This window comes from Klebsiella sp. WP8-S18-ESBL-06, assembly GCF_014169755.1.
Lineage (GTDB): Bacteria > Pseudomonadota > Gammaproteobacteria > Enterobacterales > Enterobacteriaceae > Kluyvera > Kluyvera ascorbata_B.
Genome location: NZ_AP022256.1, coordinates 606,715 through 633,669 on the forward strand (window position 1 = coordinate 606,715; position 26,955 = coordinate 633,669).

The following is a 26,955-nucleotide window of genomic DNA, read 5'->3' on the forward strand; positions in this document are numbered from 1 at the left end:
AAACTGTAGCAGGAAGGAACAGCATGACAGATGTAACCGTAAAAACGCTGGCCGCAGAGATACAGACCTCGGTGGATCGCCTGGTACAGCAATTTGCTGATGCGGGTATCCCGAAGTCTGCAGATGACTCTGTGTCCGCGCAAGAGAAGCAAACCTTACTGGCGCACCTGAACCGCGAAAACGGTTCTGCGCCGGATAAGTTGACTTTGCAGCGCAAAACGCGCAGTACTCTCAACATTCCAGGTACCGGTGGAAAAAGCAAATCGGTACAAATCGAAGTCCGCAAGACACGCACCTTTGTGAAACGCGATCCGCAAGAGGCTGAACGCCTGGCCGCGGAAGAGCAGGCGCAGCGTGAAGCGGAAGAGCAAGCCCGTCGTGAAGCTGAAGAAGCAGCTAAACGCGAGGCGCAACAAAAAGCTGAACGTGAGGCCGCAGAAAAAGCTAATCGTGAAGCCGCTGATAAAGCGAAACGTGAAGCTGCGGAAAAAGACAAAGTGAGCAATCAACAGACCGACGATATGACCAAAACCGCCCAGGCTGAAAAAGCCCGCCGTGAAAATGAAGCTGCCGAGCTGAAGCGTAAAGCGGAAGAAGAAGCCCGCCGTAAGCTGGAAGAAGAAGCTCGCCGCGTGGCTGAAGAAGCGCGCCGCATGGCAGAAGAAAACGAGAAGAACGGTGTGAATACCGCTGAGCCAACTGAAGACACCAGCGATTATCACGTCACCACTTCTCAGCACGCACGCCAGGCTGAAGACGAAAACGACCGTGAAGTCGAAGGTGGTCGTGGTCGTGGCCGTAATACGAAAGCCGCCCGCCCGGCGAAAAAAGGCAACAAACACGCCGAATCTAAAGCCGATCGTGAAGAAGCGCGTGCCGCTGTTCGCGGGGGTAAAGGCGGCAAACAGCGTAAAGGTTCCGCGCTGCAGCAGGGCTTCCAGAAGCCGGCTCAGGCCGTTAACCGTGACGTTGTGATTGGCGAAACCATCACCGTTGGCGAACTGGCTAACAAGATGGCGGTGAAAGGTTCTCAGGTCATCAAAGCGATGATGAAGCTGGGCGCCATGGCCACCATTAACCAGGTCATCGACCAGGAAACCGCACAGCTGGTTGCCGAAGAGATGGGCCACAAAGTTATCCTGCGTCGTGAAAACGAGCTGGAAGAAGCGGTAATGAGCGACCGTGACACCGGCGCTGCGGCTGAACCGCGCGCACCGGTTGTGACCATTATGGGTCACGTTGACCACGGTAAAACCTCTCTGCTGGACTACATTCGTTCCACGAAAGTAGCCTCTGGCGAAGCGGGCGGCATTACCCAGCACATCGGTGCATACCACGTTGAAACCGACAACGGTATGATCACCTTCCTGGACACCCCGGGGCACGCCGCGTTTACCTCTATGCGTGCTCGTGGTGCGCAGGCAACGGATATCGTTGTTCTGGTTGTTGCAGCAGACGATGGCGTGATGCCGCAGACTATCGAAGCTATCCAGCACGCGAAAGCGGCAGGTGTGCCGGTTGTGGTTGCGGTAAACAAAATCGACAAACCAGAAGCGGATCCGGATCGCGTTAAAAACGAACTGTCCCAGTACGGCATCCTGCCGGAAGAGTGGGGCGGTGAAAGCCAGTTCGTTCACGTATCTGCGAAAGCCGGTACCGGTATCGACGAGCTGCTGGACGCTATCCTGCTGCAGGCTGAAGTTCTGGAGCTGAAAGCGGTCCGTAAAGGCATGGCGAGCGGCGCGGTTATCGAATCCTTCCTGGATAAAGGTCGTGGTCCGGTTGCTACCGTACTGGTTCGTGAAGGTACGCTGCACAAGGGCGATATCGTTCTGTGTGGCTTCGAATACGGTCGCGTTCGTGCAATGCGTAACGAACTGGGTCAGGAAGTCCTGGAAGCAGGTCCGTCTATCCCGGTGGAAATCCTCGGCCTGTCCGGCGTTCCGGCTGCGGGTGACGAAGTGACCGTCGTTCGTGACGAGAAGAAAGCCCGTGAAGTTGCGCTGTATCGTCAGGGCAAATTCCGTGAAGTTAAACTGGCTCGTCAGCAGAAATCTAAACTCGAGAACATGTTCGCCAACATGACCGAAGGCGAAGTTCACGAAGTGAACATCGTCCTGAAGGCCGACGTTCAGGGTTCTGTGGAAGCGATCTCCGACTCCTTGCTGAAACTGTCTACCGACGAAGTGAAAGTGAAGATCATCGGTTCTGGCGTAGGTGGTATCACCGAAACCGACGCAACCCTGGCGGCGGCATCCAACGCGATTCTGGTTGGCTTCAACGTCCGTGCTGATGCCTCTGCACGTAAAGTGATCGAAGCGGAAAGCCTGGATCTGCGCTACTACTCCGTCATCTATAACCTGATCGACGAAGTGAAAGCGGCGATGAGCGGCATGCTGTCTCCGGAACTGAAACAGCAGATCATCGGTCTGGCTGAAGTTCGTGATGTGTTTAAATCACCGAAATTCGGTGCGATCGCGGGCTGTATGGTTACCGAAGGCACCATCAAACGTCACAACCCGATCCGCGTTCTGCGTGACAACGTGGTTATCTACGAAGGCGAGCTGGAATCCCTGCGCCGCTTCAAAGATGACGTCAACGAAGTCCGTAACGGCATGGAATGTGGTATCGGCGTGAAGAACTACAACGACGTTCGCGTTGGCGATATGATCGAAGTGTTCGAAATCATCGAGATCCAACGTACCATCGCTTAATCTTCGTTAAGATTGCCGATTGTAGGCCGGGTAAGCGAAGCGCCACCCGGCATGAATTTCAAAAGGGGCTGATAGCCCCTTTTTTGTCTGGAGAATTTATTATGGCGAAAGAATTTGGTCGCCCGCAGCGCGTGGCCCAGGAGATGCAAAAAGAGATCGCAATCATCCTGCAGCGCGAAATTAAAGACCCGCGTCTGGGCATGATGACCACCGTTTCTGGCGTTGAAATGTCCCGCGACCTGGCCTATGCCAAAGTATTTGTCACCTTCCTGAACGATCAGGATGAAGCCGCGGTGAAAGCGGGCATCAAAGCGCTGCAGGAAGCATCTGGCTTTATTCGCTCGCTGCTGGGCAAAGCCATGCGCCTGCGTATCGTGCCGGAACTGACCTTCTTCTACGACAACTCGTTGGTTGAAGGTATGCGCATGTCCAACCTGGTGACCAACGTGGTGAAGCATGACGAAGAGCGTCGTGTTAACCCGGACGACAGCAAGGAGGACTGATGAGTCGTCCTCGTCGTCGCGGCCGTGACATTCACGGCGTGCTGTTGCTGGATAAACCGCAGGGTGCGTCCAGCAATGATGTGCTGCAAAAGGTGAAGCGTATTTATAACGCCAACCGCGCCGGGCATACCGGCGCGCTGGATCCGCTGGCAACCGGTATGCTGCCGATTTGCCTCGGTGAAGCCACCAAGTTTTCCCAGTATCTGCTGGACTCCGATAAACGCTATCGGGTGATTGCGCGTTTAGGCCAGCGTACCGATACCTCGGATGCCGATGGGCAGATCGTGGAAGAGCGTCCGGTGACCTTTAGCGAGGCGCAGCTGGCCGATGCGCTGGAAAGCTTCCGTGGCGATACGCAGCAGGTGCCGTCGATGTACTCGGCGCTGAAGTACCAGGGCAAAAAGCTCTACGAATACGCGCGTCAGGGTATCGAAGTGCCGCGCGAAGCGCGCCCGATTACCGTCTACGAACTGCTGTTTATTCGCCATGAAGGTCACGAGCTGGAGCTGGAAATTCACTGCTCTAAAGGCACCTATATTCGTACCATTATTGACGATCTGGGTGAGAAGCTCGGCTGCGGCGCGCACGTGATTTTCCTGCGTCGCCTGGCGGTCAGCAAATACCCGGTCGAACGTATGGTGACGCTGGAGCATTTGCGCGAGCTGGTTGAACAGGCCGAGCAGCCGGGGATCCCGGCTGCGGAGCTACTCGATCCGTTACTGATGCCGATGGACAGTCCCGCTTCGGACTATCCGATTGTGAATATTCCTTTAACGTCATCGGTTTACTTTAAAAATGGTAACCCGGTACGGACCTCCGGTGCACCGCTGGAAGGGCTGGTGCGCGTGACGGAAGGCGAAGAAGGCAAATTCCTCGGAATGGGTGAAATCGATGATGAAGGCCGCGTGGCTCCGCGCCGTCTGGTGGTCGAATACACCGAGTAAGTCAGATTGTGTGGCTTGCGATAACAGAGCGCTGCGGGTAGAATGTCGCGGCTTAACGTCTGCTTAATTGTTTAACAATTGGCAAGCGTTATCTCAGGGGCTGCTGAATTAGAGATCGGCACCCTTTCTTTCTTTTAAATTTGGAGTTCAAAATGTCTCTAAGCGTTGAAGCTAAAGCACAAATCGTTTCTGAGTTCGGTCGTGGCGCGAACGACAGCGGTTCCACCGAAGTTCAGGTTGCACTGCTGACTGCACAGATCAACCACCTGCAGGGTCACTTTGCAGAGCACAAAAAAGATCACCACAGCCGTCGTGGTCTGCTGCGCATGGTTTCTCAGCGTCGTAAGCTGCTGGACTACCTGAAACGTAAAGATGTTGCACGCTACACCGCGCTGATCGAGCGTCTGGGTCTGCGTCGCTAACTCTAGCGAGTTTCAGAAAGAGGGGCCTTTATGGCCCCTTTTTTCCACCGGACGACCGCTATTTATCAGAAAGAGTACCCGTCAAAACGCTGCCTGGTGTTGTGGTAATCTCGTTTGTCTGCAATGCGTTTAGACAAAATTGAGCTGAAATTACCAACACAGCAGTATTTTGAAAGATAGCGGGTATAATGTATTGTTGTTGTACATATTCTTCATTGCAGAGGTTCGCGCGGCTAATGAGAGGCTTTACCCGCATCGGGTTAGGGTTGTCATTAGTCGCGAGGATGCAAAGAAGATCGGTTTCATTGGCCGGCACGCCACAGGGTGTGCCGCCGTTCATTAAGAAAGGATAGAATTTTGCTTAATCCGATCGTTCGTAAGTTCCAGTACGGTCAGCATACCGTTACGCTGGAAACCGGCATGATGGCACGTCAGGCGACTGCCGCTGTTATGGTTAGCATGGATGACACTGCGGTATTCGTTACCGTTGTGGGTCAGAAAAAAGCGAAACCAGGCCAGGACTTCTTCCCGCTGACCGTTAACTATCAGGAGCGTACCTACGCTGCTGGCCGTATCCCGGGTAGCTTCTTCCGCCGTGAAGGCCGTCCGAGCGAAGGCGAAACCCTGATCGCGCGTCTGATTGACCGCCCGGTTCGTCCGCTGTTCCCGGAAGGCTTCGTCAACGAAGTTCAGGTCATCGCGACCGTCGTTTCCGTTAACCCGCAGGTTAACCCGGATATCGTGGCAATGATCGGTGCATCCGCTGCGCTGTCTCTGTCCGGTATTCCGTTCAACGGCCCGATCGGTGCCGCACGCGTCGGTTACATCAACGACCAGTACGTGCTGAACCCGACTCAGGACGAACTGAAAGAGAGCAAGCTGGACCTGGTGGTTGCCGGTACTGAAGCCGCTGTACTGATGGTTGAGTCCGAAGCAGAACTGCTGAGCGAAGACACCATGCTGGGCGCGGTCGTATTCGGCCACGAGCAGCAGCAGATCGTTATTCAGAACATCAACGACCTGGTGAAAGAAGCCGGTAAACCGCGTTGGGATTGGCAGCCGGAAGCCGTTAACGAAGCGCTGAACGCGCGCGTTGCTGCACTGGCTGAATCTCGCCTGAGCGACGCTTACCGCATCACCGACAAACAAGAGCGTTACGCTCAGGTTGACGTGATCAAATCTGAAACCATCGCGACGCTGGTGGCTGAAGACGAAACCCTGGACGCGAACGAACTGGGTGAAATCCTGCACGCTATCGAGAAAAACGTTGTGCGTAGCCGCGTACTGGCTGGCGAACCGCGTATCGATGGCCGCGAAAAAGACATGATCCGTGGTCTGGACGTGCGCACTGGCGTACTGCCGCGTACTCACGGCTCCGCACTGTTCACCCGTGGCGAAACTCAGGCGCTGGTTACCGCGACCCTGGGTACCGCACGTGATGCACAGGTTCTTGATGAACTGATGGGCGAGCGCACCGACAATTTCCTGTTCCACTACAACTTCCCTCCGTACTCCGTAGGGGAAACCGGCATGGTCGGTTCTCCGAAGCGTCGTGAAATTGGTCACGGTCGTCTGGCGAAGCGCGGCGTGCTGGCAGTGATGCCGGAAGGCGACAAGTTCCCGTACACCGTTCGTGTGGTTTCTGAAATCACCGAATCTAACGGTTCTTCTTCTATGGCTTCCGTATGTGGCGCTTCCCTGGCGCTGATGGACGCAGGCGTGCCGATTAAAGCGGCCGTAGCGGGCATCGCGATGGGTCTGGTGAAAGAAGGCGACAACTTTGTTGTTCTGTCTGACATCCTGGGCGACGAAGATCACCTGGGCGATATGGACTTCAAAGTAGCGGGTTCCCGCGACGGTATCTCTGCGCTGCAGATGGATATCAAAATTGAAGGTATCACCAAAGAGATCATGCAGGTTGCTCTGAACCAGGCTAAAGGTGCGCGTCTGCACATCCTGGGCGTGATGGAACAGGCGATCAACGCACCGCGTGGCGATATTTCTCAGTTCGCTCCGCGTATCCACACCATCAAGATCAATCCGGACAAGATCAAAGACGTTATCGGTAAAGGCGGTTCTGTTATCCGTGCACTGACCGAAGAAACCGGCACCACCATCGAAATCGAAGATGACGGTACCGTGAAGATCGCAGCAACCGACGGCGAGAAAGCAAAACACGCTATCCGTCGTATCGAAGAAATCACTGCTGAAATCGAAGTCGGTCGTATCTACAATGGTAAAGTGACCCGTATCGTTGACTTTGGCGCATTCGTTGCCATCGGTGGCGGTAAAGAAGGTCTGGTCCACATTTCCCAGATCGCCGACAAGCGCGTTGAGAAAGTGACTGACTACCTGCAGATGAATCAGGAAGTGCCGGTTAAAGTTCTGGAAGTTGACCGTCAGGGCCGTATCCGTCTGAGCATTAAAGAAGCAACCGAGCAGTCTCAGCCTGCCGCCGCACCGGAAGCTCCGGCAGCGGAACAGGGCGAGTAAGGTTTGCCTTTTGCCCTCCGCGCTTGCGGAGGGCACATTTCGCTGGCGGGATGCCTTGTTTGCAGGCGGGGGACAGGACGTTCATCCAATTGTTGTCTTCGGGAGTGGGAAATGAAGCCTTTTTTGCGCTGGTGTTTCGTTGCGACAGCACTCACGCTGGCAGGATGCAGCAACTCTGCCTGGCGTAAGAGTGAAGTCCTCGCGGTGCCATTGCAACCGACTTTACAGCAGGAAGTAATCCTGGCGCGCATGGAACAAATACTTGCCAGTCGGGCTTTAACCGATGACGAACGCGCACAGCTTTTATATGAGCGCGGAGTGTTGTATGATAGTCTCGGTCTGAGGGCATTAGCGCGCAACGATTTCTCGCAAGCGCTGGCAATCCGACCCGATATGCCTGAAGTATTCAATTACTTAGGCATTTATTTAACGCAGGCAGGCAATTTTGATGCTGCCTATGAAGCGTTTGATTCTGTACTTGAGCTTGATCCAACTTACAATTATGCGCACTTGAATCGCGGCATCGCGCTTTATTACGGTGGCCGTGCGAAGTTAGCGCAAGATGATCTGCTGGCGTTTTATCAAGACGATCCCAATGATCCTTTCCGCAGCCTGTGGCTTTATCTTGCCGAGCAGAAGCTCGATGAGAAGCAGGCAAAAGTCGCGTTGAAGCAACGCTTCGATAAATCGGATAAAGAGCAATGGGGATGGAACATTGTCGAGTTCTACTTAGGCAACATTGACGAAAAAACGTTAATGGAGCGCCTGAAGGCGGACGCAACGGATAACACCTCGCTCGCTGAGCATCTCAGTGAAACCAACTTCTATTTAGGTAAGTATTACCTAAGTCTTGGGGACAGGGACAGCGCTACGGCACTGTTCAAACTGGCGGTTGCCAACAACGTACATAACTACGTTGAGCACCGATACGCATTGTTGGAATTATCGCTCCTGGGCCAGGACCAAGATGACCTGGCAGAATCGGACCAGCAATAGCTGACGACTACATCAGCCCGTAATCTTTTTTGATTGCCATCACCTTCGCGGGTGAGGGCGTTGTTGTTCGTTAATACACCTACTTTGAGCCGGTTCACACTTTTCAATGAAAATTGCAGATCAATTTCATGATGAGTTATGTAGACTGGCCGCCATTAATATCGAGGCACTTGTACTACATGGCTGAATTCGAAACCACTTTTGCAGATCTGGGCCTGAAGGCTCCTATCCTTGAAGCCCTTAACGATCTGGGTTACGAAAAACCATCTCCGATCCAGGCAGAGTGTATCCCGCACCTGCTTTCTGGTCGTGACGTGCTGGGCATGGCCCAGACTGGTAGCGGTAAAACCGCAGCGTTCTCTCTGCCGCTGCTGAACAATATCGATCCTGAGCTGAAAGCACCGCAGATTCTGGTGCTGGCCCCGACCCGCGAACTGGCGGTTCAGGTGGCTGAAGCCATGACGGACTTCTCTAAACATATGCGCGGCGTAAACGTGGTTGCCCTGTACGGCGGCCAGCGTTATGACGTGCAGCTGCGCGCCCTGCGTCAAGGGCCGCAAATCGTTGTCGGTACCCCGGGTCGTCTGCTGGACCACCTGAAGCGCGGCACCCTGGACCTCTCCAAACTGAGCGGCCTGGTGCTGGACGAAGCAGATGAAATGCTGCGCATGGGCTTTATCGAAGACGTTGAAACCATTATGGCGCAGATTCCAGAAGGTCATCAGACCGCGCTGTTCTCTGCAACCATGCCGGAAGCTATCCGTCGTATTACCCGTCGCTTTATGAAAGAGCCGCAGGAAGTGCGCATTCAGTCCAGCGTCACTACGCGTCCGGACATCAGCCAGAGCTACTGGTCCGTGTACGGCATGCGCAAAAACGAAGCGCTGGTACGTTTCCTGGAAGCGGAAGATTTTGATGCGGCGATTATCTTCGTACGTACCAAAAACGCGACCCTGGAAGTGGCTGAAGCGCTGGAACGCAGCGGCTATAACAGCGCCGCGCTGAACGGCGACATGAACCAGTCTCTGCGTGAACAGACTCTGGATCGTCTGAAAGACGGTCGTCTGGACATCCTGATCGCGACCGACGTTGCGGCCCGTGGCCTGGACGTTGAGCGTATCAGCCTGGTCGTTAACTACGACATCCCGATGGACTCCGAGTCTTACGTTCACCGTATCGGTCGTACCGGTCGTGCGGGTCGTGCTGGCCGTGCGCTGCTGTTCGTTGAGAACCGCGAACGTCGTCTGCTGCGCAACATCGAACGCACGATGAAGCTGACCATTCCAGAAGTTGAGCTGCCGAACGCAGAACTGCTGGGCAAACGCCGTCTGGAAAAATTCGCCGCGAAAGTACAGCAGCAGCTGGAAAGCAGCGATCTGGATCAGTACCGTGCACTGCTGGCGCAAATCCAGCCGACCGCGGAAGGCGAAGAGCTGGACGTTGAAACGCTGGCCGCTGCGCTGCTGAAAATGGCACAGGGCGAACGTTCTCTGATCGTTCCACCCGATGCGCCAATGCGTCCTAAGCGTGAGTTCCGTGACCGTGACGATCGTTTCGAACGTCGTGACCGCAACGACCGTGGTCCGCGCGATCGTAATGAGCGTGGTGGCGAAGATCGTCCTAAACGCGAACGTCGTGACGTTGGCGATATGGAACTGTATCGCATTGAAGTGGGTCGTGATGATGGCGTTGAAGTTCGTCACATCGTTGGCGCTATCGCGAACGAAGGCGACATCAGCAGCCGTTACATCGGTAACATCAAGCTGTTCGGTACCCACTCTACTATCGAACTGCCAAAAGGCATGCCGGGCGAAGTACTGCAGCACTTTACTCGTACCCGCATCCTGAACAAACCGATGAACATGCAGCTGATCGGCGACGCGCAGCCTCGTCCAGAGCGCAGCGGTCGTAGCTTCGGCGGCGAACGTCGCGAAGGCGGTCGTAGCTTCGGTGGCGAACGTCGTGAAGGCGGTCGTGGCTTCGGCGGCGAGCGTCGTGAAGGCGGTCGTGGTGATGGTCGTCGTTTCAGCGGCGAACGTCGTGAAGGCAGCCGTGCTCCGCGTCGTGATGATGCTGCTGCGCCGCGTCGTGATGACTCCGCAGGCCGTCGTCGTTTCGGCGGTGACGCATAAGCCCAACGGCTTAAAAGCGTAAAGTAAAATATACAGCCCCGATCGTGACGATTGGGGCTTTTTTTATTCCCTTTGTACTCGTGTACTGGTACAGTGCAACACATTAAAATGCAGTAGCAAAATAATACACTGGAGAAAAGGCTGTATGGCGACACTAACCACCACCCAAACGTCACCTTCGCTGCTTGGCGGCGTGGTGATCATCGGCGGCACAATCATTGGTGCGGGGATGTTTTCTCTGCCGGTGGTGATGTCCGGTGCGTGGTTCTTCTGGTCAATGGCGGCGCTGGTGTTTACCTGGTTCTGCATGCTGCATTCCGGGCTGATGATTCTGGAAGCTAACCTGAACTATCGCATTGGCTCCAGCTTCGACACCATCACCAGGGATCTGCTGGGTAAAGGCTGGAACGTGGTGAACGGTATCTCCATCGCCTTCGTGCTCTATATTCTGACCTACGCCTATATTTCAGCGAGCGGGTCGATTCTGCACCACACGTTCTCTGAGATGTCGCTAAACGTCCCGGCGCGTGCGGCGGGCTTTGGCTTCGCGCTGCTGGTGGCCTTTGTGGTGTGGCTGAGCACCAAAGCGGTGAGCCGTATGACCGCGATTGTGCTGGGCGCGAAGGTGATCACCTTCTTCCTGACCTTCGGTAGCCTGATGGGGCACGTTACGCCCGCGACGCTGTTTAACGTTGCTGAGAGCGACGCCAGCTATACGCCTTATCTGCTGATGACGCTGCCGTTCTGTCTGGCCTCCTTTGGCTATCACGGCAACGTGCCGAGCCTGATGAAGTACTACGGCAAAGATCCGAAGACCATCGTGAAATGCCTGGTGTACGGCACGCTGCTGGCGCTGGTGCTCTACACCGTATGGCTGCTGGGGACGATGGGCAACATCCCGCGTCCGGAATTTATCGGTATTGCGCAGAAGGGCGGTAACATTGATGTGCTGGTACAGGCGCTGAGCGGCGTGCTCAATAGCCGTGGCCTGGATCTGCTGCTGGTGGTGTTCTCCAACTTTGCGGTGGCGAGTTCATTCCTTGGGGTGACGCTAGGCCTGTTTGACTATCTGGCGGATCTGTTCAAATTTGATGATTCTGCGCTGGGTCGCTTCAAAACGGCGCTGCTGACCTTCCTGCCACCGATTATCGGCGGCCTGTTGTGGCCGAACGGTTTCCTGTACGCCATTGGTTACGCAGGGTTGGCGGCAACGATCTGGGCGGCAATTGTTCCGGCGCTGCTGGCGCGCAAATCCCGTAAACGCTTCGGTAGCCCGAAATTCCGCGTCTGGGGCGGCAAGCCGATGATAGCGCTGATTCTGGTGTTTGGCGTGGGTAACGCGCTGGTGCATGTGCTGTCGAGCTTTAACCTGCTGCCGGTTTATCAGTAAGGCATTCGCCCGGTGGCGCTACGCTTACCGGGCCTACATTCTTGTGTAGGCCGGATAAGGCGCAGCCGCCATCCGGCACAAACCACACTACCCCAACAGTTCCCGCTTCACATCCATCGCCAACCCAAACGAATGCAGCCGCGCCTGGTGATCGAAAATCTGGCCGTTAACCATAATCTCATCCGCCTGCGTTTCCCGCAGAATCGACTCCAGCCCGTGGCGCACCTTCGCTTTATCGCCTACCAGTGACATCCGCAGCGCCTGATCGACACCGTATTTTTCCGACGGCGTCCAGAAATGTTCCATTTGCTGCACCGGCGGTGGCAACTGCCCGGTTTCACCACGGCGCAGTTTGGTAAATGCCTGTTGCATCGAGGTGAAGAGGAATTCGGCATCGCGGTTGCTGTCGGCGGCGATAATATTAATGCACACCATTGCATACGGTTTCTCGAGCCGCGCTGACGGCTGGAAGTGAGTGCGGTAGAGGTGCAAGGCCTGGAACAGCATATCCGGTGCAAAGTGCGAGGCGAAGGCAAACGGTAGGCCAAGCTGTGCCGCCAGCTGCGCACCGTACAGGCTTGAGCCTAACAGCCACACCGGTATTTTCTCGCCATAGCCCGGTACCGGGCGCACCTGCGGGTTAGGATCGGCCGCATCAAACCAGTCCACCAGTTCCGCCACGTCGCGCGGGAAGTTATCGATATCCCCGCTCATATGACGACGCAGCGCGCGCATCGTCGGCTGGTCGCTACCCGGCGCGCGGCCAAGGCCGAGATCGATACGTCCCGGATACAGCGTATTCAGCGTCCCGAACTGTTCGGCAATCACCAGCGGTGAGTGGTTAGGTAGCATCACGCCGCCTGAACCCAGATGTAGCGTAGTCGTGTGGGCGGCGAGATAGCCAATCAGTACCGAAGTTGCCGCACTGGCGATACCGACCATATTGTGGTGTTCTGCCAGCCAATAGCGGTGATAGCCGCGCTTTTCAGCGAGCTGTGCGAGATCGAGAGAATGGGAGAAGGCTTCTCGCGCGGAGGAGCCCTGAGGGATCGGCGCGAGGTCGAGCACCGAGAAGGCAACGGTTTTGTCAGTCATAAAGGCTCACTTTGCTACAGCATAGTCATCAGATTGAAGGTCTTGTTCCCACCGGGGTCACCCGGCCAGAAAAGCTGCATCTTTAATAATGCATTAAAATCTGACGACAGTTGTTAACAAAGTGAGCGGTTTTATCAGGCCTGTAGCTCCAGCCCGGCCAGACGCTTCCAGTAGCCGTTGCAGTCGCTGTTGGCGGTCAGCGGCAGCGGGGCTGCGCCATTTTCGTTAGCGCGGAAGGCGTCAAGCATGGCGAAGGTCTCATTGCCCATCGGCGACAGACGCACCATATCAACCAGTCCGTGCATCGATGTCAGTTCGTTGCCGAGGTTGTAAACGTAGCCGCTCATAGTCTGAATACCGTTCAGCACGAACACCTGCTGATTCTCCTGCGACAGCATGCTGCGCCCGTTAGGGTACTTGATGCAGCAGGTCTCGCACTCATCTTTTGGCTTATCTTCTGAGCGCGCGGTAAAGCAGCGGGCGGAATAGGCCAGCGGCAGGTGACCGTAGCTCAGCACTTCCACTTCAAACTTATCGCGGATGCCCAGCTCTTCACACTGATTGAGCAGGTTTACCAGCCAATCGCGCGAGAGCTCAACCGGCATGCACCAGCGAACCATGCCCTGCTTTTGCAACAGGCGCAGGGTGACCGCGTTATAGCAGTTCAGCGCATGGCCGGCGACGAACGGTAGCTTACGCTCAGCGCACAGGTTAACCACGCCCAAATCGCTGGCTTCAACGAGGAAGTCACCGTTCTCAACATAGCGCTTGAGCTCGCCCAGCTCGGACGATGCCTGGACCAGCGCGAGGGTGGAGAGCACCACCTGTTTACCGCTACCGGCCAGCGATTTGGCCATATCCAGCCAGTCGCCCACTTTGGTGGCGCGGCGTTTGCTGCATACGGCTTCACCCAGATAAATGGTGTCGGCGTTGCTGATGGCGGCCTGCTGGTAGAAATCTTCCAGCGTCTCTTTTGACCAGTAGTAAAGCACCGGCCCTAATGAATATTTCATGGGAATTCCTACTGCCATTTACGGTGATACGCGCCGAGCGTGGTCTGGGTGCCTTCGGACATCGAGCCGAGGGTTTCCATCCACGCGGCCTGCGGAACGAAGTTCTGCGGATCGGCCATACAGCGGTCGATCGCCTGACGCCAGACTTTGGCCACCTGGCTAACGTACGCCGGGCTGCGCTGGCGGCCTTCAATTTTCACCGAGGCGATGTTCGCGGCCAGCAGTTCCGGCAGCAGCTCCAGCGTGTTAAGGCTGGTGGGCTCTTCCAACGCGTGATAGCGCTCGCCGTCTACCAGATAGCGGCCTTTGCACAACGTTGGGTATCCGGCGTTTTCGCCGTCCTGATAGCGGTCAATCAACACTTCGTTAAGCCGTGACTCCAGCCCCTGCGGCGTTTGCTGCCAGCGTACGTAGCGGGCCGGTGAACAGGCACCCACGGTGTTCGGCGACTCGCCGGTTAAATAAGACGAGAGGTAGCAGCGGCCTTCGGCCATAATGCACAGACTGCCGAAGGCGAACACTTCCAGCGGCACCGGCGTGACGCGAGCCAGCTGTTTCACCTGGTGAATCGACAGCACGCGCGGCAGCACTACGCGGGCAACGTCAAAGTTGCGATGATAGAACTGAATCGCCTCTTCGTTCGTCGCGGATGCCTGAACGGAGACATGGCGCTCAATATGCGGGTAGCGCTCTGCGGCATACTCAAGCATGGCGAGGTCGGCAAGGATCAGCGCATCGGCACCCAACTGGGCGGCCATGTCTACGGCGCGCTGCCAGCGCACGTAGCCGTCCGGGTGCGCGAAGGTGTTGATGGCGATATGCAGCTTACGGCCGTGTTGATGCACGAAGCTGACGGCTTCCTGCAATTTCTTTTCGGTAAAGTTCAGACCAGCGAAATGGCGGGCGTTGGTATCGTCTTTCAGCCCGATGTACACCGCATCCGCGCCGTTTTCGATAGCCGCTTTTAGCGCCGGGAGGTTTCCGGCAGGGCAGAGCAACTCCATAATTCTTCCTGAGTTAGCGGCCCAGCAGGGCGCATTATTGTTAATGAATGGGGATTTTAGTTAACCTATCGCTAATCATTTTTGATTTGAGGCAGACAAAAGCGTATTGATTGCGCCAATAATCCCTCTGTCTCACGACATAATTGTTGATTTACGCCGCTATGTCGTTTATCTGATATGGCAAAATAACGGAACTATTGCATTCAGGGAGTAAAGCTTGTGTTGGATAAACTGCGTTCACGTCTGGTTCATGTTGCTCCGACTTTAATGAGCGTTCCGGTAAAATTGACGCCGTTCGCGCTTAAGCGTCAGGTGCTACAACAGGTGTTAAGCTGGCAGTTCCGCCAGGCGCTAAACGATGGCGAACTGGATTTTCTCGACGGCCGCTGGTTAAGCATTGAGGTGCGTGATATTGGCCTGAAATGGTTCACCTCCGTTGAGAATGAACGTCTTATCGTGAGCGATGCTGCCCAGGCAGACGTGAGCTTTAGCGCGGACGCCAGCGATTTGCTGATGATCGCCGCGCGTAAACAGGACCCGGATACGCTCTTTTTCCAGCGTCGGCTGGTGATTGAAGGCGACACGGAGCTGGGTCTTTATGTCAAAAATCTGATGGATGCTATCGAGCTTGAGCAGATGCCAAAAGCGCTGCGCGTGATGCTGATGCAGCTGGCTGATTTCGTTGAAGCTGGCCTAAAATCACCATCAGAAACTAAACATACATCGGTAGGTGAGCCATGCTGATTCGAGTAGAAATTGGAATTGATGCCCCGGGCATCGACGCGCTGCTGCGTCGGACCTTCAACCGTGACGGCGAAGCCAATCTGGTACGCGAGCTGCGCGAAGACGGTCTGATCACGCTGGGCCTGGTGGCTACGGATGATGAAGGCCATGTGGTGGGCTATGTGGCATTTAGCCCGGTCAGCATTGAAGGCGAAGAGCTACAGTGGGTCGGTCTGGCTCCGCTGGCGGTCGATGAAGCCTATCGCGGCCAGGGGCTGGCGCGTCAGATGGTCTATGAAGGTCTGGATTCACTCAACGAGTTCGGCTATGCGGCGGTCGTCACGCTTGGCGATCCGGCGCTGTACGGGCGCTTCGGCTTCGAACGGGCGTCCCAGTACGATCTGCGTTGTCGTTGGCCGGGGACCGAAGAAGCGTTTATGGTGCACCGTCTGGCCGACGATGCGTTAAACGGCGTGCACGGCCTGGTGGAATACTCTGACCACTTTAACCGTTTCTAAGGCTGTCCAGTAACGTTTCAAACGAACCGTCACCTGCGACGAGGCGCTCTTTCTGGCGCTTCGTTAGCTGTTTAATGCGGTACTCCAGGCGTAGTGCCAGCGAGTGCTCGCCCACTTCACCGGAAAATGCCAGCCGCAGCGCGCCTTTGCCGCGCAGCGCCTTCGCGCCTTTACCGCTCTGATGCTGGTGAAATCGCCGTTCAACATCGGTGGTGATACCGGTGTACAATTTGTCGTCCTCGGTGCGGACAAGATAAAGAAACCAACGCACGTGTGCCAACCTGTCTGTGTAGGTGAGCGCACCATAGCATATCGGAGAGAACAGATGGAAACGCTGGCAACCATCAGCCGCTGGCTGTCGAAACAACATGTCGTAGGCTGGTGCGTAGCGAATGAGGGCGAGCTGTGGTGTGCCAATGCGTTCTACGTCTACGACCCGCAGAGGGTGGCGTTTTATCTGCTGAGCGAAGAAACCACCCGCCATGGCCAGATGACCGGCAAACAGGCCTCGGTGGCCGGGACGGTCAACGGCCAGCCGAAAACGGTGGCGCTGATTCGCGGCGTGCAGTTTAAAGGGCAAATTCGTCTGCTTGAGGGCGAAGAGGCCGATGAGAAGCGCGCGCTATACGTCCGTCGCTTCCCGGTGGCCCGCATGCTCTCTGCCCCGGTATGGGAGCTACGTCTCGACGAGCTAAAGTTTACCGACAATACCCTTGGCTTCGGCAAAAAACTACACTGGCTGCGCGACTAAAGCCGCGGCAGCTCCAGCGTAAAGCGCGTGGCGACGGTATCGGAGGTCACGCCAATTTTCCCGCGATGCGCCAGTACGATCGATTTTACGATCGCCAGACCAATCCCGCTGTTTTCCCCTTTCCGCTGGCGCGACGGATCGACCCGGTAAAAACGATCGAACAAACGCGGCAGATGCTCTGCCGCAATCGGCGTACCGGGATTCTCGACACAGTACTCCACCCAGCCGCCTTTCTCGCTGACCTGTACAGTGACCGACATTCCACGCGGAGTGTAACGGATAGCATTGGAGAGCAAGTTGTTGATCACCCGGCGAATCATAAGCGGATCGCCCGATATCAACGACGGCTGCCCTGCAAACCTCAGCGTCACTTCACGTTCTTCCGCCCAGGCTTCAAAGAACTCAAATACCTTCATCGTTTCACTTTGCAGATCCAGCGGTACACGCTCGGGGATCAGCAGATTTTCATCGGCCTGCGCCAGAAATAGCATATCGCTGACCATCTTCGCCATCCGGTTGTACTCTTCGAGGCTGGAGTACAGCACGTCTTCCAGCTCCTTGACCGTTCGCGGCTGGCTGAGCGCTATTTCGGTTTGAGTCAGCAGATTGGTAATCGGCGTGCGGATTTCATGGGCGATATCGGCCGAGAAGTTGGCCTGTCGACGGAATACATCTTCGATCCGGCCGATCATCTGGTTGAACGACATCACCAGCTGTTCCAGTTCGATCGGCACCCTGGACGGATCCAGCCGCACGTCGAGATTTTCTGAGGTAATACTTTTAATCTCATGGCTGACGTCGCGCAGCGGCTGGTGGCCCTTGCGCACGGCGATCAGCACGATCACGATAATCAACAGGCTGATGACGGCAGCAATCATCATCAGGTTGCGTTTTAGCGCATCGAGATAATGCAGATGAAAGTCGATCGACAGCGCGGTCAGCAGGGTGTAGGTCCGATCCTTTGCCTGGAGGGTGGAGGCGATGACCCGATAGGTTGTGGGGTGCTGAGCGCTCACGGCATGTTCTGCCATCGGACGCATCGCGCTGCCGGTCCAGCGGAACATTTGCCCGGACTGACGTTCACGAGTGAAACGATCGCTGGTGAGAATCGGCGACAGATCCGGCCCGCCCGGTGAGTGGTAGAGATGGGCGTTATCCGGCGTGGCGAGCAGCACGGCGGTGTTGCGATAGCCCGCCAGCACATTGTTAATATTCGCGAGCTTCTCCGCTTCTGAGGTATCAGGTGCGGTCAGCAGCGCGTTCAGCGTCGCGTTGACTTGCTTCAGGTCGCTGACATCCTGCTCAGCGAAGTGTTGCTCCACCGAGTGCAGCATGATGCCGGTGAAGGCGGCAAAGGCGATGACGGTGGCCAGGCTGATAAAAAAGGTCAGACGCGTTGCCAGCGAGAACGGGCGGCGCAGGCTAGCCTTCATCCCTAACCTCAAGCACGTAGCCCACGCCGCGTACGGTCTGAATCAGTTTGGGCGAGAAGTCGTTATCAATTCTGGCACGCAGACGTTTGACGGCGACGTCGATAACGTTGGTGTCGCTGTCGAAGTTCATATCCCAGACCTGTGAAGCAATGAGCGAGCGGGGCAGCACTTCTCCCTGATGGCGGAGAAAGAACTCCAGGAGCGTAAACTCTTTACTGGTTAGCGTGATGCGGGTATCGCCGCGGGTGACTTTGCGCGAGACCAGATCGAGCGTAAGGTCGGCCACCTGAAACTGACTTTCGACAATGGCGGCCGCGCCGCGCCGCAGCAGAGTGCGCACGCGCGCCAGCAGTTCGGCAAAGGCGAACGGCTTGACCAGATAATCGTCGGCACCCAGTTCCAGCCCCTTCACCCGTTGCTCAATTGTGCCCAGCGCGGTGAGCAGCAGAATCGGCATCCCTTTATTGGCGGCGCGCAGCATGCGCACGATATCCCAGCCGTTAACGTCCGGCAGCATGATATCCAGCACAATCAGATCGTAATCGGCGGTCATGGCCAGATGATAGCCGTTGAGGCCATTGTCGGCGTGATCCACCACGAAGCCTGCTTCCGTCAGCCCCTTGCACAGGTACTGCCCGGTTTTGACTTCGTCTTCTACCACCAGAATTTTCACGCGTCCTCCGTCGCTGCTGTGTGATGGGGCCATTCTAATGAGGTGTAAGGAGTGACGGAAGAAAAAAGCCCGTCCTGATGTTACCTGTAGTCCGCAGAGCAGTGACGCCGCCATCGGGCAGCCTGAGCCAGGCAGCCCGATGGCGCTACGCTTATCAGGCCTACAAGCGTTGGTATTACTCCGCCCACGCGTTCTGCCGTTTCAGCTCCTCGTTGACCTTGTCGTTGAGCGTCTTGAGTACCGCCGGAATATCGCCCTCGCAATCGGCATAAATTTTGTTAAAACCGTCGGCGGTGATCTGCCTTACCGGGATCCAGTTTGGGATCTGCGGCATGTAGCGCCCTTCCTTCGCGTAGGTTTCCGCAAACACTTCCCAGCGCGGATCGTCATGGTAATCCTTGATGTTCAGCGTTTTATTGATCGGCAGGCGGACGATCGGCATCGAGGTACTGTCGGTCGCCATACCGATCTTCTGGCCTTCTGGTGAAATTAAAAACTCGAGGAATTTTTTAGCCGCCGCTTTGCGCTGGCTGGTTTTCATCAGGAATGCCGTGGTGCCTTCGGCCATCGACGCTGCGCCGCCGGGGCCCGCCGGCGGGGGGACTACGGTATAGGTCGCTTTACCCGGATCTTTATCAAACAGGGCAATATGGTACGGGCCGGAGGAGTACATCCCGCTTTGTCCGGAACGGAAGGCCGTGTTCGCATCGGCAGTGGTGTGATTAATCGCGCCCGGCTGTGCAAGCCCTTCGCAAACCATGCTTCGCATAAATGTCATGGCGGCGACCGCTTCCTGGCCGTTGAGCGCGGCCTTAAATTTTCCCGGCTGGGTGGCAACCAGATAATTACCGCCCGCCTGCCACAGATAGGAAGATGAAAATGAGCTGGCATAGCCGCGGGTGGTCGATAGCGGCATGGTAAAGCCGTAGGTATCATTCTTACCGTTACCGTCAGGATCGTTGCGGGTGAACGCCTGCGCCACGTTTTTCAGTTCATCCCAATTGGTGGGGGCCTTGAGGTTAAGCTTGTTGAGCCAATCCTGGCGGATAAACAGCGCATAGGTATGCGCCGACGTTGGGACGCCGTAGTACTTACCGTCCGGGAGCTGTGCGGATTTCCACGCCGTCTCGTAAACATCGCCGCCGCCTTTCAGTTCGCCGGGTTTGATTTCATCGACGATACCTAGCTGCACCATCTGGCCGACAATAATGGCGTCGTTGAAAACCACGTCCGGCAGCGCGTTGCCGGTTGCCGCGCGCGCCAGTCGCTGGTCAAAGTCGGTGACGGCATTGAAGTACTTGATGGATATCCCTGTCTCTTTCTGGAACTGGTCGGCGAGTTTTTGGTAAATCACTTTTGAATCATTGCTGGCGCGTATCCAGACGTCGAGTTGTTCGCTGAAGGCATTTTGTGAAAGGGCACATAACAAGGCTAAACCAAGCGCTTTTGTTCTGAATTTCATAGAGAGACTCCGGTTTTGCGATAGGTATTATTTTCATCCCTGAACAGAGGTAAGGATTGCTGAAAAGGAAAACGAAAGTGATGATAGGAGCGCTATTTGTATGAAACAATGTTCTATTATGGCTAACCGGTAAATATCGTATCGTTATGCGGTGCGTCTCACAGAGAAAATGCAGAGAATTCTTTCGGGGAAATATAACCTCTTGAAAAAGTTATCTTGCTTTTTTTCTAATAAAAATACTTATTTGTCATTCAGACGTTAATTTGTGAGCAATCTGGCATATTATTGAATAAATGTGATCGCGGTTAATTTCTTTCCGCTGATATTCCCTTTTTTTATGTTCGTAAAAGCTAATTTATTTTTTCTGCACGACTTTTCGCTGTACGGATCACGTTATCTCAGGCCTTAAATGACAACTTTGTCATTATCCTGTCAGGCTGCAAACAGAGTCGCTCCCGTAAGGTAATTGCCAGGCCAGCCCTTTTCCTTGGCCATACAGGACGTGACATGTTGAAAGTAAAACCGCTGACGCTGCTGATGGCGTTGTTTCTGGCCGGGTGCGTCTCGCTGGCGCCGGACTATCAACAGCCGGAAAATATCGTGCCCGAGCAATTCTCGCTGTCTTCGGGAGCGCTGGTGCCAACCGGCACCCGCTGGCAGGAGACCGGCTGGCAATCGTTTTTCGCCGATCCGCAGGCAAAGCGGCTGATTGACATTGCGCTGCGTAACAACCGTGACTTACGTATGGCGGTACTCAACGTTGAGGCCGCGCGCGCGCAGTATCAGGTCACCGACGCCGGGCGTTATCCGCAGCTGGATGGCACTGCGGACGCCAGCTATAAAGGCGACCTGCAGGGCAATAACCCCACCGATAAAGGCTACGCGACCGGGTTGAACCTGAGCTATGAGCTCGACTTTTTCGGCAAGCTGAAAAACATGAGCGAAGCTGACAGGCAGAACCTCTTCGCCAGTCAGGCGGCCCAGCGCGCCGCGCAAATTACCCTGGTGACCAGCGTTTCGCAGGCCTATTTCAACCAGCGTCGGCTGGCCGCACAGCTGGCGATCGCCAAAGAGACGCTGCGTAACTATCAGCAGTCGTACGGTTTTGTTGAACAGCAGTTGGTCACCGGCAGTACCAATGTGCTGGCTCTGGAACAGGCGCGCGGCGTGATAGAAAGCACCCGTGCGGACATCGCTAAGCGTGAAGGCGAGCTGGCGCAGGCCGGCCATTTACTGCAGCAACTGCTGGGTACCTACAGCACGCCGCTAAGCGATAGTGCGCAAAGTGAGGCGGTGAACCCGCTGGTGCTGCCAGCAAACCTGCCGTCAGCGATTCTGCTTCAGCGCCCGGACATCATGGTGGCGGAGCACCAGCTGCGTGCCGCTGATGCCAATATTGGCGTGGCGCGTGCGGCATTTTTCCCCTCCATCACCCTAACCAGCGGTGTCTCAACCAGCAGCTCGGCGCTCTCCAGCCTGTTTAACGCAGCAAGCGGTATGTGGAGCTTTGTGCCGAAGGTTGATCTGCCCATTTTCAACGCCGGGCGTAATGAAGCCAATCTGGCGCTGGCAAACGTGAAGCAGCGTCAGGCCGTGGTGGCCTATGAGCAAAAAATTCAGGCGGCGTTTAAGGATGTGGCCGACGCACTCTCGCTGCGCGACAGTATTCAGGGGCAGCTGGCGGCCCAGCGGCGTTATTTATCCTCGCTGCAAATCACCCTACAACGCGCACGTGGTTTATATGCCAGCGGTGCGGTGAGCTATATCGAGGTGCTCGATGCTGAGCGCTCAATATTCACCACGCAGCAAGCCATTCTCGATTTAATTTATTCCCAACAGGTTAACGAAATCAATTTATTCACCGCCCTTGGCGGCGGCTGGAAAGCATAAAACTTATTCAGGAGTCTTAAATATGCGTCACTTTACCACTCTGCTTGGCGGTATTTTTATGGTTATGACGATGAACGTTCAGGCGACAGAAATGCAGCATGACGGTCATGGATCCATGACGACGATGAATGCGCAACCCACGGTTATTCAGGGAACCGGGATTGTGAAGTTAATTGATCGACAGGCGAAGAAAATCACCATTGCGCACGATGCGATTGCGGCAATCGGCTGGCCGGCGATGACCATGCGTTTTACCTACGCTGAACCGACGGCGGCAATCGAGCAGCTTAAAGCGGGTAGCCAGGTGGATTTCAGCTTTATCCAACAGGGAAATATTTCCCTTCTTCAGGACATTAAGACGCGCTGAACGCTATGACCAACGCACAATTCAAATACGCCGTGACGATCGTCTGTAGCCTGATAGTCGGCGGAATAGCCGCGGTGATGATGGGCCACCTGTCGACCCCGGCGGAACATGCCCATGCGCAGCCAGCCGAGCGTAAGGTGCTCTACTGGTACGATCCGATGAAGCCGGATGTCCGCTTTGATAAACCGGGTAAGTCGCCGTTCATGGATATGGATCTGGTGGCAAAGTACGCCGACGAGGGCGGTGAGGCCTCCGCGAATGGCGTACGCATCGACCCTACTCAGGTGCACAACTTAGGGCTACGCACCGTGGCGGTCAGCAAGGGGCGGCTGAGCGACAGCCAGACGCTCCCGGCTAACGTCAGCTATAACGAGTACCAGTTTGTGATTGTACAGGCGCGTGCGGAAGGCTTTATCGAAAAGGTTTATCCGCTGACGGTGGGGGATACGGTCCACAAGGGCGCGCCCTTAGTCGAGGTCACTATCCCATCGTGGGTCGAGGCGCAGAGTGAATACCTGCTGCTGGCGAACTCGGGCGGAACGCTAACTCAGCTGGATGGCGTGCTCGAGCGCCTGCGGCTGGCGGGGATGCCGGAGGCAGACATCCAGCGTATGCGTGCCACTCGCCGGGTGCAGACGCGCTTTACGCTCACCGCACCAATTGATGGCGTGCTGACCGCCTTTAGCCTGAAAAGCGGCATGAATATCGCCAAAGACAACGTGGTGGCACAAATCCAGGGCATGGACCCGGTCTGGATCAGCGCCGCCGTACCGGAGTCGATGGCCTGGCAACTGAAGAATGCCGCCCAATTCCGCATCGCGATCCCTGCTTATCCGGATAAAACTTTCCCTATCCAGACGTGGTCGGTACTGCCGAGCGTCGATCCGACGACGCGTACCGTACAGGTACGTTTGCAGGTCAATAACCGCGATGGGCTGCTTAAGCCCGGCATGAATGCCTCGCTGAAACTGCAAAGCCAAAGCGATGAGATGCTGCTCATCCCCTCGCAGGCGGTGATTGATACCGGTGACGAGCAGCGGGTCATTACCGTTGGCCCGGACGGTGAATTTATCCCGAAGACAATCCAGGTGCTGCACGAATCCCGGCAGCAGACGGGGATTGCCGGTGGTCTGGTCGAGGGGGAGTCGGTGGTCCTCAACGGCCTGTTCCTGATTGACTCTGAAGCGAACATCAGCGGCGCGTTAGACCGTATGCGCCGCGCCGCTGACGCCCACGCCGGGCACTCAGGAGGCGGTAATGATTGAATGGATAATCCGGCGCTCGGTGGCAAACCGTTTCCTGGTCATGATGGGTGTGCTGTTTTTAAGCCTCTGGGGAGGCTGGACCATACTGAATACGCCAGTGGATGCGCTGCCGGACCTCTCGGATGTACAGGTTATCGTTAAAACTAACTATCCAGGGCAGGCGCCGCAGATTGTGGAAAACCAGGTGACTTATCCGCTGACGACCACCATGCTTTCGGTCCCGGGGGCGAAGACTGTCCGCGGCTTCTCGCAGTTTGGGGCCTCTTACGTGTACGTCATCTTTGAAGACGGGACGGATTTGTACTGGGCGCGCTCGCGCGTGCTGGAGTACCTCAACCAGGTGCAGGGGAAACTGCCGCAGGGCGTCAGCTCGGAGATTGGCCCTGATGCGACCGGCGTCGGTTGGATCTTTGAGTACGCGCTGGTGGACAAAAGCGGTAAGCACGATCTGGCCGCGCTGCGATCGTTACAGGACTGGTTCCTGAAGTACGAGCTGAAAACGATCCCTAACGTTGCCGAAGTGGCGTCAATCGGCGGCGTGGTAAAACAGTATCAGGTGCAGGTCGACCCGATGAAGCTCGCCCAATACGGCATCAGCCTCAGCGACGTCAAACAGGCGCTCAGCACGTCTAACCAGGAGGCGGGCGGTTCATCAGTAGAGATTGCCGAAGCCGAATACATGGTACGCGCAACCGGATACCTGAAGAGCCTGGCAGACTTTAACCATATCGTTTTGAAGGCGGGTACCGACGGCGTACCGGTGTATCTGCAGGATGTGGCGCGCGTGCAGATCGGTCCGGAAATGCGTCGTGGTATTGCCGAACTAAATGGTGAAGGCGAAGTGGCGGGCGGCGTTGTCCTGCTGCGTTCGGGCAAGAACGCCCGAGAAGTGATTACGGCGGTGAAAGACAAGCTGGCCGCGCTGCAAAAAAGCCTGCCTGATGGCGTTGAGGTGGTGACCACCTACGACCGTAGCCAGCTGATTGACCGGGCAATTGACAATCTGCGCGGCAAGCTGATTGAGGAATTTATCGTTGTGGCGGTCGTGTGTGCGCTATTCCTCTGGCACGTCCGTTCGGCGCTGGTGGCCATTGTCTCGTTGCCGCTGGGGCTGTGCATTGCCTTTATCGTCATGCACTTCCAGGGGCTGAATGCCAATATCATGTCGCTCGGCGGTATTGCGATTGCGGTTGGGGCGATGGTGGACGCGGCGATCGTGATGATCGAAAACGCCCACAAGCGGCTGGAGCACTGGCAGGAAGCGCATCCCAACGTGCAGATGGATAACGCCACGCGCTGGAAAGAGATTACCGACGCGGCGGTCGAAGTCGGGCCGGCGCTGTTTATCAGCCTGCTGATCATCACTCTGTCGTTTATCCCGATCTTTACCCTCGAAGGGCAGGAGGGGCGGCTGTTTGGCCCGCTGGCGTTTACCAAAACCTACGCCATGGGCGGGGCTGCGGCGCTGGCGATCGTGGTGATCCCTATCCTGATGGGGTTCTGGATCAAAGGCCGGATCCCGGCAGAGTCGCGCAATCCGCTGAACCGCGTGCTGATAGCCTTGTATCATCCGCTGCTGCTGAATGTATTGCGCTGGCCAAAGCTGACGCTGGTGGTCGCGCTGCTGTCGATGTTGACCGTGCTCTGGCCGCTTAGCAAGGTGGGCGGCGAGTTTCTGCCGAAAATTAACGAAGGCGATCTGCTCTACATGCCCTCCACGCTGCCGGGCATTTCTCCGGGCCAGGCGGCGGTGCTGCTACAGCAGACTGATAAGCTGATAAAGACGGTACCGGAGGTGGCATCGGTGTTTGGCAAGTCGGGAAAAGCGGAAACGGCGACCGACTCCGCGCCGCTGGAGATGATTGAAACCACCATCCAGCTCAAGCCGCAGGATCAATGGCGCCCGGGGATGACGCTCGACAAAATCATTGATGAACTGGACGCCACCGTGCGCCTGCCGGGCCTGGCGAACCTGTGGGTGCCACCGATTCGTAACCGTATCGATATGCTCTCTACCGGCATTAAAAGTCCCATTGGTATCAAAGTGTCGGGCACGTCGCTGGCGGATATCGATGACGTGGCGCAGCGTATTGAAACCGTGGCGAAAACCGTGCCCGGGGTCGTCTCTGCGCTGGCAGAGCGGCTGGAAGGTGGGCGCTATATTGATGTGGATATCGACCGGCAGAAAGCGGCCCGTTACGGCATGACCGTTGGCGATGTACAGCTGTTCGTCTCATCGGCGATCGGCGGCACGACGGTGGGGGAGACCGTGGAGGGCGTGGCACGCTACCCGATTAATATTCGTTATCCGCAGGGCTTCCGCGATGGCCCAACGGCGCTGCGCCAGCTGCCGATTCTGACGCCGGCAAAGCAGCAGATTACGCTGGGTGATGTGGCGCAGGTGAAGGTGGTTTCCGGGCCAACGATGCTGAAAACGGAAAATGCGCGTCCCACCAGTTGGATTTACATCGACGCCCGCGGCCGCGATATGGTGTCTGTGGTGCATGACCTGCAAACGGCGATTAGCCAGCAGGTCACCCTCAAACCGGGGACCAGCGTGGCGTTTTCCGGCCAGTTTGAACTGCTGGAGCACGCGAATAAAAAGCTTAAGCTGATGGTGCCGATGACGGTAATGATTATCTTCATTCTGCTCTATCTGGCATTCCGGCGGGTAGAAGAGGCGATGCTGATCCTGATGAGCCTGCCGTTTGCGCTGGTGGGCGGTATCTGGTTCTTGTACTGGCAAGGGTTCCATATGTCGGTAGCGACCGGCACCGGGTTTATCGCCCTGGCAGGGGTGGCGGCAGAGTTTGGCGTGGTGATGTTGATGTATCTGCGCCACGCCGTCGAGGCCGACCCTAAACTGCAGCGCCCGCAAACTTTTACCGAGCAAGGGCTGGACGACGCGTTGTACCATGGGGCGGTGCTGCGCGTGCGGCCAAAGGCGATGACGGTTGCCGTGATTATTGCCGGGTTATTGCCCATACTATGGGGGACAGGCGCAGGATCTGAGGTGATGAGCCGCATCGCCGCGCCGATGATAGGGGGGATGATCACTGCGCCGCTGCTGTCGTTGTTTATCATTCCGGCAGCCTATAAATTGATATGGTTACATCGGCACAGGCGTAGTTTGTAGGCCGGATAAGGCGGTTACGCCGCCATCCGGC

The 26,955-nt window shown here is 56.2% G+C and carries 23 protein-coding genes; 16 read left to right on the plus strand and 7 right to left on the minus strand.

Annotated features, from left to right (window positions below):
* The first annotated feature begins 23 nt into the window (after positions 1 to 23).
* From infB to mtr, 9 genes are all read left to right on the plus strand, one after another.
* The gene (gene infB / locus H7R76_RS02965) at positions 24 to 2,714 is read left to right on the plus strand and encodes a translation initiation factor IF-2 (RefSeq protein WP_106927220.1); all 2,691 of its coding nucleotides are present in this window, start codon (positions 24 to 26) and stop codon (positions 2,712 to 2,714) included.
* 101 nt (positions 2,715 to 2,815) lie between these two features.
* Complete coding sequence (gene rbfA / locus H7R76_RS02970; protein ID WP_106927218.1) at positions 2,816 to 3,217, plus strand: 30S ribosome-binding factor RbfA; 402 nt, start codon at positions 2,816 to 2,818, stop codon at positions 3,215 to 3,217.
* Positions 3,217 to 4,161, plus strand: coding sequence for a tRNA pseudouridine(55) synthase TruB (gene truB, locus H7R76_RS02975; RefSeq protein ID WP_182966921.1), 945 nt, complete (start codon positions 3,217 to 3,219; stop codon positions 4,159 to 4,161). Before rbfA ends, truB begins: the two co-directional genes overlap by 1 nt.
* A 152-nt stretch (positions 4,162 to 4,313) precedes the next feature.
* Positions 4,314 to 4,583 (plus strand): 30S ribosomal protein S15, encoded by a 270-nt coding sequence (rpsO, locus tag H7R76_RS02980; RefSeq protein WP_035891092.1) that lies wholly within the window; start codon positions 4,314 to 4,316, stop codon positions 4,581 to 4,583.
* 357 nt (positions 4,584 to 4,940) lie between these two features.
* On the plus strand, positions 4,941 to 7,076 hold the full coding sequence (gene pnp / locus H7R76_RS02985; protein WP_106927214.1) for a polyribonucleotide nucleotidyltransferase: 2,136 nt from the start codon (positions 4,941 to 4,943) through the stop codon (positions 7,074 to 7,076).
* A 111-nt stretch (positions 7,077 to 7,187) separates the two neighbouring features.
* Positions 7,188 to 8,072: a lipoprotein NlpI gene (gene nlpI / locus H7R76_RS02990; RefSeq protein ID WP_106927212.1), complete on the plus strand. Its 885-nt coding sequence runs from the start codon at positions 7,188 to 7,190 to the stop codon at positions 8,070 to 8,072.
* Between the two features lie 106 nt (positions 8,073 to 8,178).
* Entirely contained in the window at positions 8,179 to 8,259 is an 81-nt protein-coding gene (gene yrbN / locus H7R76_RS02995; protein ID WP_100249910.1) for a protein YrbN, read from the plus strand.
* Complete coding sequence (locus tag H7R76_RS03000; RefSeq protein WP_182928506.1) at positions 8,252 to 10,204, plus strand: DEAD/DEAH family ATP-dependent RNA helicase; 1,953 nt, start codon at positions 8,252 to 8,254, stop codon at positions 10,202 to 10,204. The genes yrbN and H7R76_RS03000 overlap by 8 nt, the downstream gene beginning before the upstream one ends.
* A 145-nt stretch (positions 10,205 to 10,349) precedes the next feature.
* Positions 10,350 to 11,594: a tryptophan permease gene (gene mtr / locus H7R76_RS03005; protein WP_182966923.1), complete on the plus strand. Its 1,245-nt coding sequence runs from the start codon at positions 10,350 to 10,352 to the stop codon at positions 11,592 to 11,594.
* Positions 11,595 to 11,681: 87 nt separating this feature from the next.
* Here mtr and H7R76_RS03010 read toward each other — a convergent pair whose 3' ends face one another.
* From H7R76_RS03010 to ubiU, 3 genes are all read right to left on the minus strand, one after another.
* Entirely contained in the window at positions 11,682 to 12,689 is a 1,008-nt protein-coding gene (locus H7R76_RS03010; RefSeq protein ID WP_106927206.1) for a luciferase-like monooxygenase, read from the minus strand.
* Between the two features lie 134 nt (positions 12,690 to 12,823).
* Positions 12,824 to 13,702 (minus strand): U32 family peptidase, encoded by an 879-nt coding sequence (locus tag H7R76_RS03015; protein WP_106927204.1) that lies wholly within the window; start codon positions 13,700 to 13,702, stop codon positions 12,824 to 12,826.
* Between the two features lie 8 nt (positions 13,703 to 13,710).
* Entirely contained in the window at positions 13,711 to 14,706 is a 996-nt protein-coding gene (gene ubiU, locus H7R76_RS03020) for a ubiquinone anaerobic biosynthesis protein UbiU (RefSeq protein ID WP_106927202.1), read from the minus strand.
* 219 nt (positions 14,707 to 14,925) lie between these two features.
* Here ubiU and ubiT point away from each other — a divergent pair, with 219 nt between their 5' ends.
* Both ubiT and H7R76_RS03030 read left to right on the plus strand, forming a co-directional pair.
* Complete coding sequence (gene ubiT / locus H7R76_RS03025; RefSeq protein WP_106927200.1) at positions 14,926 to 15,450, plus strand: ubiquinone anaerobic biosynthesis accessory factor UbiT; 525 nt, start codon at positions 14,926 to 14,928, stop codon at positions 15,448 to 15,450.
* Positions 15,444 to 15,947: a GNAT family N-acetyltransferase gene (locus H7R76_RS03030; RefSeq protein ID WP_106927197.1), complete on the plus strand. Its 504-nt coding sequence runs from the start codon at positions 15,444 to 15,446 to the stop codon at positions 15,945 to 15,947. Before ubiT ends, H7R76_RS03030 begins: the two co-directional genes overlap by 7 nt.
* Here the strand turns inward: H7R76_RS03030 and H7R76_RS03035 are convergent.
* The gene (locus H7R76_RS03035) at positions 15,934 to 16,218 is read right to left on the minus strand and encodes a GIY-YIG nuclease family protein (RefSeq protein WP_106927195.1); all 285 of its coding nucleotides are present in this window, start codon (positions 16,216 to 16,218) and stop codon (positions 15,934 to 15,936) included. The genes H7R76_RS03030 and H7R76_RS03035 overlap by 14 nt on opposite strands.
* Positions 16,219 to 16,272: 54 nt before the next feature.
* On the opposite strand from H7R76_RS03035, the gene H7R76_RS03040 reads away from it, so the two are divergent.
* Positions 16,273 to 16,698: a YhbP family protein gene (locus tag H7R76_RS03040; protein ID WP_106927193.1), complete on the plus strand. Its 426-nt coding sequence runs from the start codon at positions 16,273 to 16,275 to the stop codon at positions 16,696 to 16,698.
* Here H7R76_RS03040 and H7R76_RS03045 read toward each other — a convergent pair.
* From H7R76_RS03045 to H7R76_RS03055, 3 genes are all read right to left on the minus strand, one after another.
* Positions 16,695 to 18,131 carry a Cu(+)/Ag(+) sensor histidine kinase gene (locus H7R76_RS03045; protein WP_106927191.1) on the minus strand — a complete coding sequence of 479 codons (1,437 nt, stop codon included), beginning with the start codon at positions 18,129 to 18,131 and terminating at the stop codon, positions 16,695 to 16,697. The two genes, H7R76_RS03040 and H7R76_RS03045, sit on opposite strands and share 4 nt — an antisense overlap.
* Positions 18,121 to 18,804, minus strand: coding sequence for a copper/silver response regulator transcription factor (locus H7R76_RS03050; protein WP_106927189.1), 684 nt, complete (start codon positions 18,802 to 18,804; stop codon positions 18,121 to 18,123). Before H7R76_RS03050 ends, H7R76_RS03045 begins: the two co-directional genes overlap by 11 nt.
* 175 nt (positions 18,805 to 18,979) lie before the next feature.
* Complete coding sequence (locus H7R76_RS03055) at positions 18,980 to 20,266, minus strand: ABC transporter substrate-binding protein (RefSeq protein ID WP_106927187.1); 1,287 nt, start codon at positions 20,264 to 20,266, stop codon at positions 18,980 to 18,982.
* Positions 20,267 to 20,773: 507 nt separating this feature from the next.
* Here H7R76_RS03055 and H7R76_RS03060 point away from each other — a divergent pair.
* Genes H7R76_RS03060 through H7R76_RS03075 form a run of 4 tightly spaced genes read left to right on the plus strand, consistent with a single transcriptional unit; the run spans position 20,774 to position 26,924 of the window.
* Complete coding sequence (locus tag H7R76_RS03060; protein ID WP_182966925.1) at positions 20,774 to 22,156, plus strand: Cu(I)/Ag(I) efflux RND transporter outer membrane protein; 1,383 nt, start codon at positions 20,774 to 20,776, stop codon at positions 22,154 to 22,156.
* A 22-nt stretch (positions 22,157 to 22,178) separates the two neighbouring features.
* Positions 22,179 to 22,523 carry a copper-binding protein gene (locus tag H7R76_RS03065; protein ID WP_106927183.1) on the plus strand — a complete coding sequence of 115 codons (345 nt, stop codon included), beginning with the start codon at positions 22,179 to 22,181 and terminating at the stop codon, positions 22,521 to 22,523.
* 5 nt (positions 22,524 to 22,528) lie between these two features.
* Positions 22,529 to 23,788: an efflux RND transporter periplasmic adaptor subunit gene (locus H7R76_RS03070; protein WP_182966927.1), complete on the plus strand. Its 1,260-nt coding sequence runs from the start codon at positions 22,529 to 22,531 to the stop codon at positions 23,786 to 23,788.
* A complete protein-coding gene (locus H7R76_RS03075; RefSeq protein ID WP_106927180.1) occupies positions 23,781 to 26,924 on the plus strand; it encodes a CusA/CzcA family heavy metal efflux RND transporter in 3,144 nt (1,047 codons plus the stop codon). Before H7R76_RS03070 ends, H7R76_RS03075 begins: the two co-directional genes overlap by 8 nt.
* Positions 26,925 to 26,955: the final 31 nt, after the last annotated feature.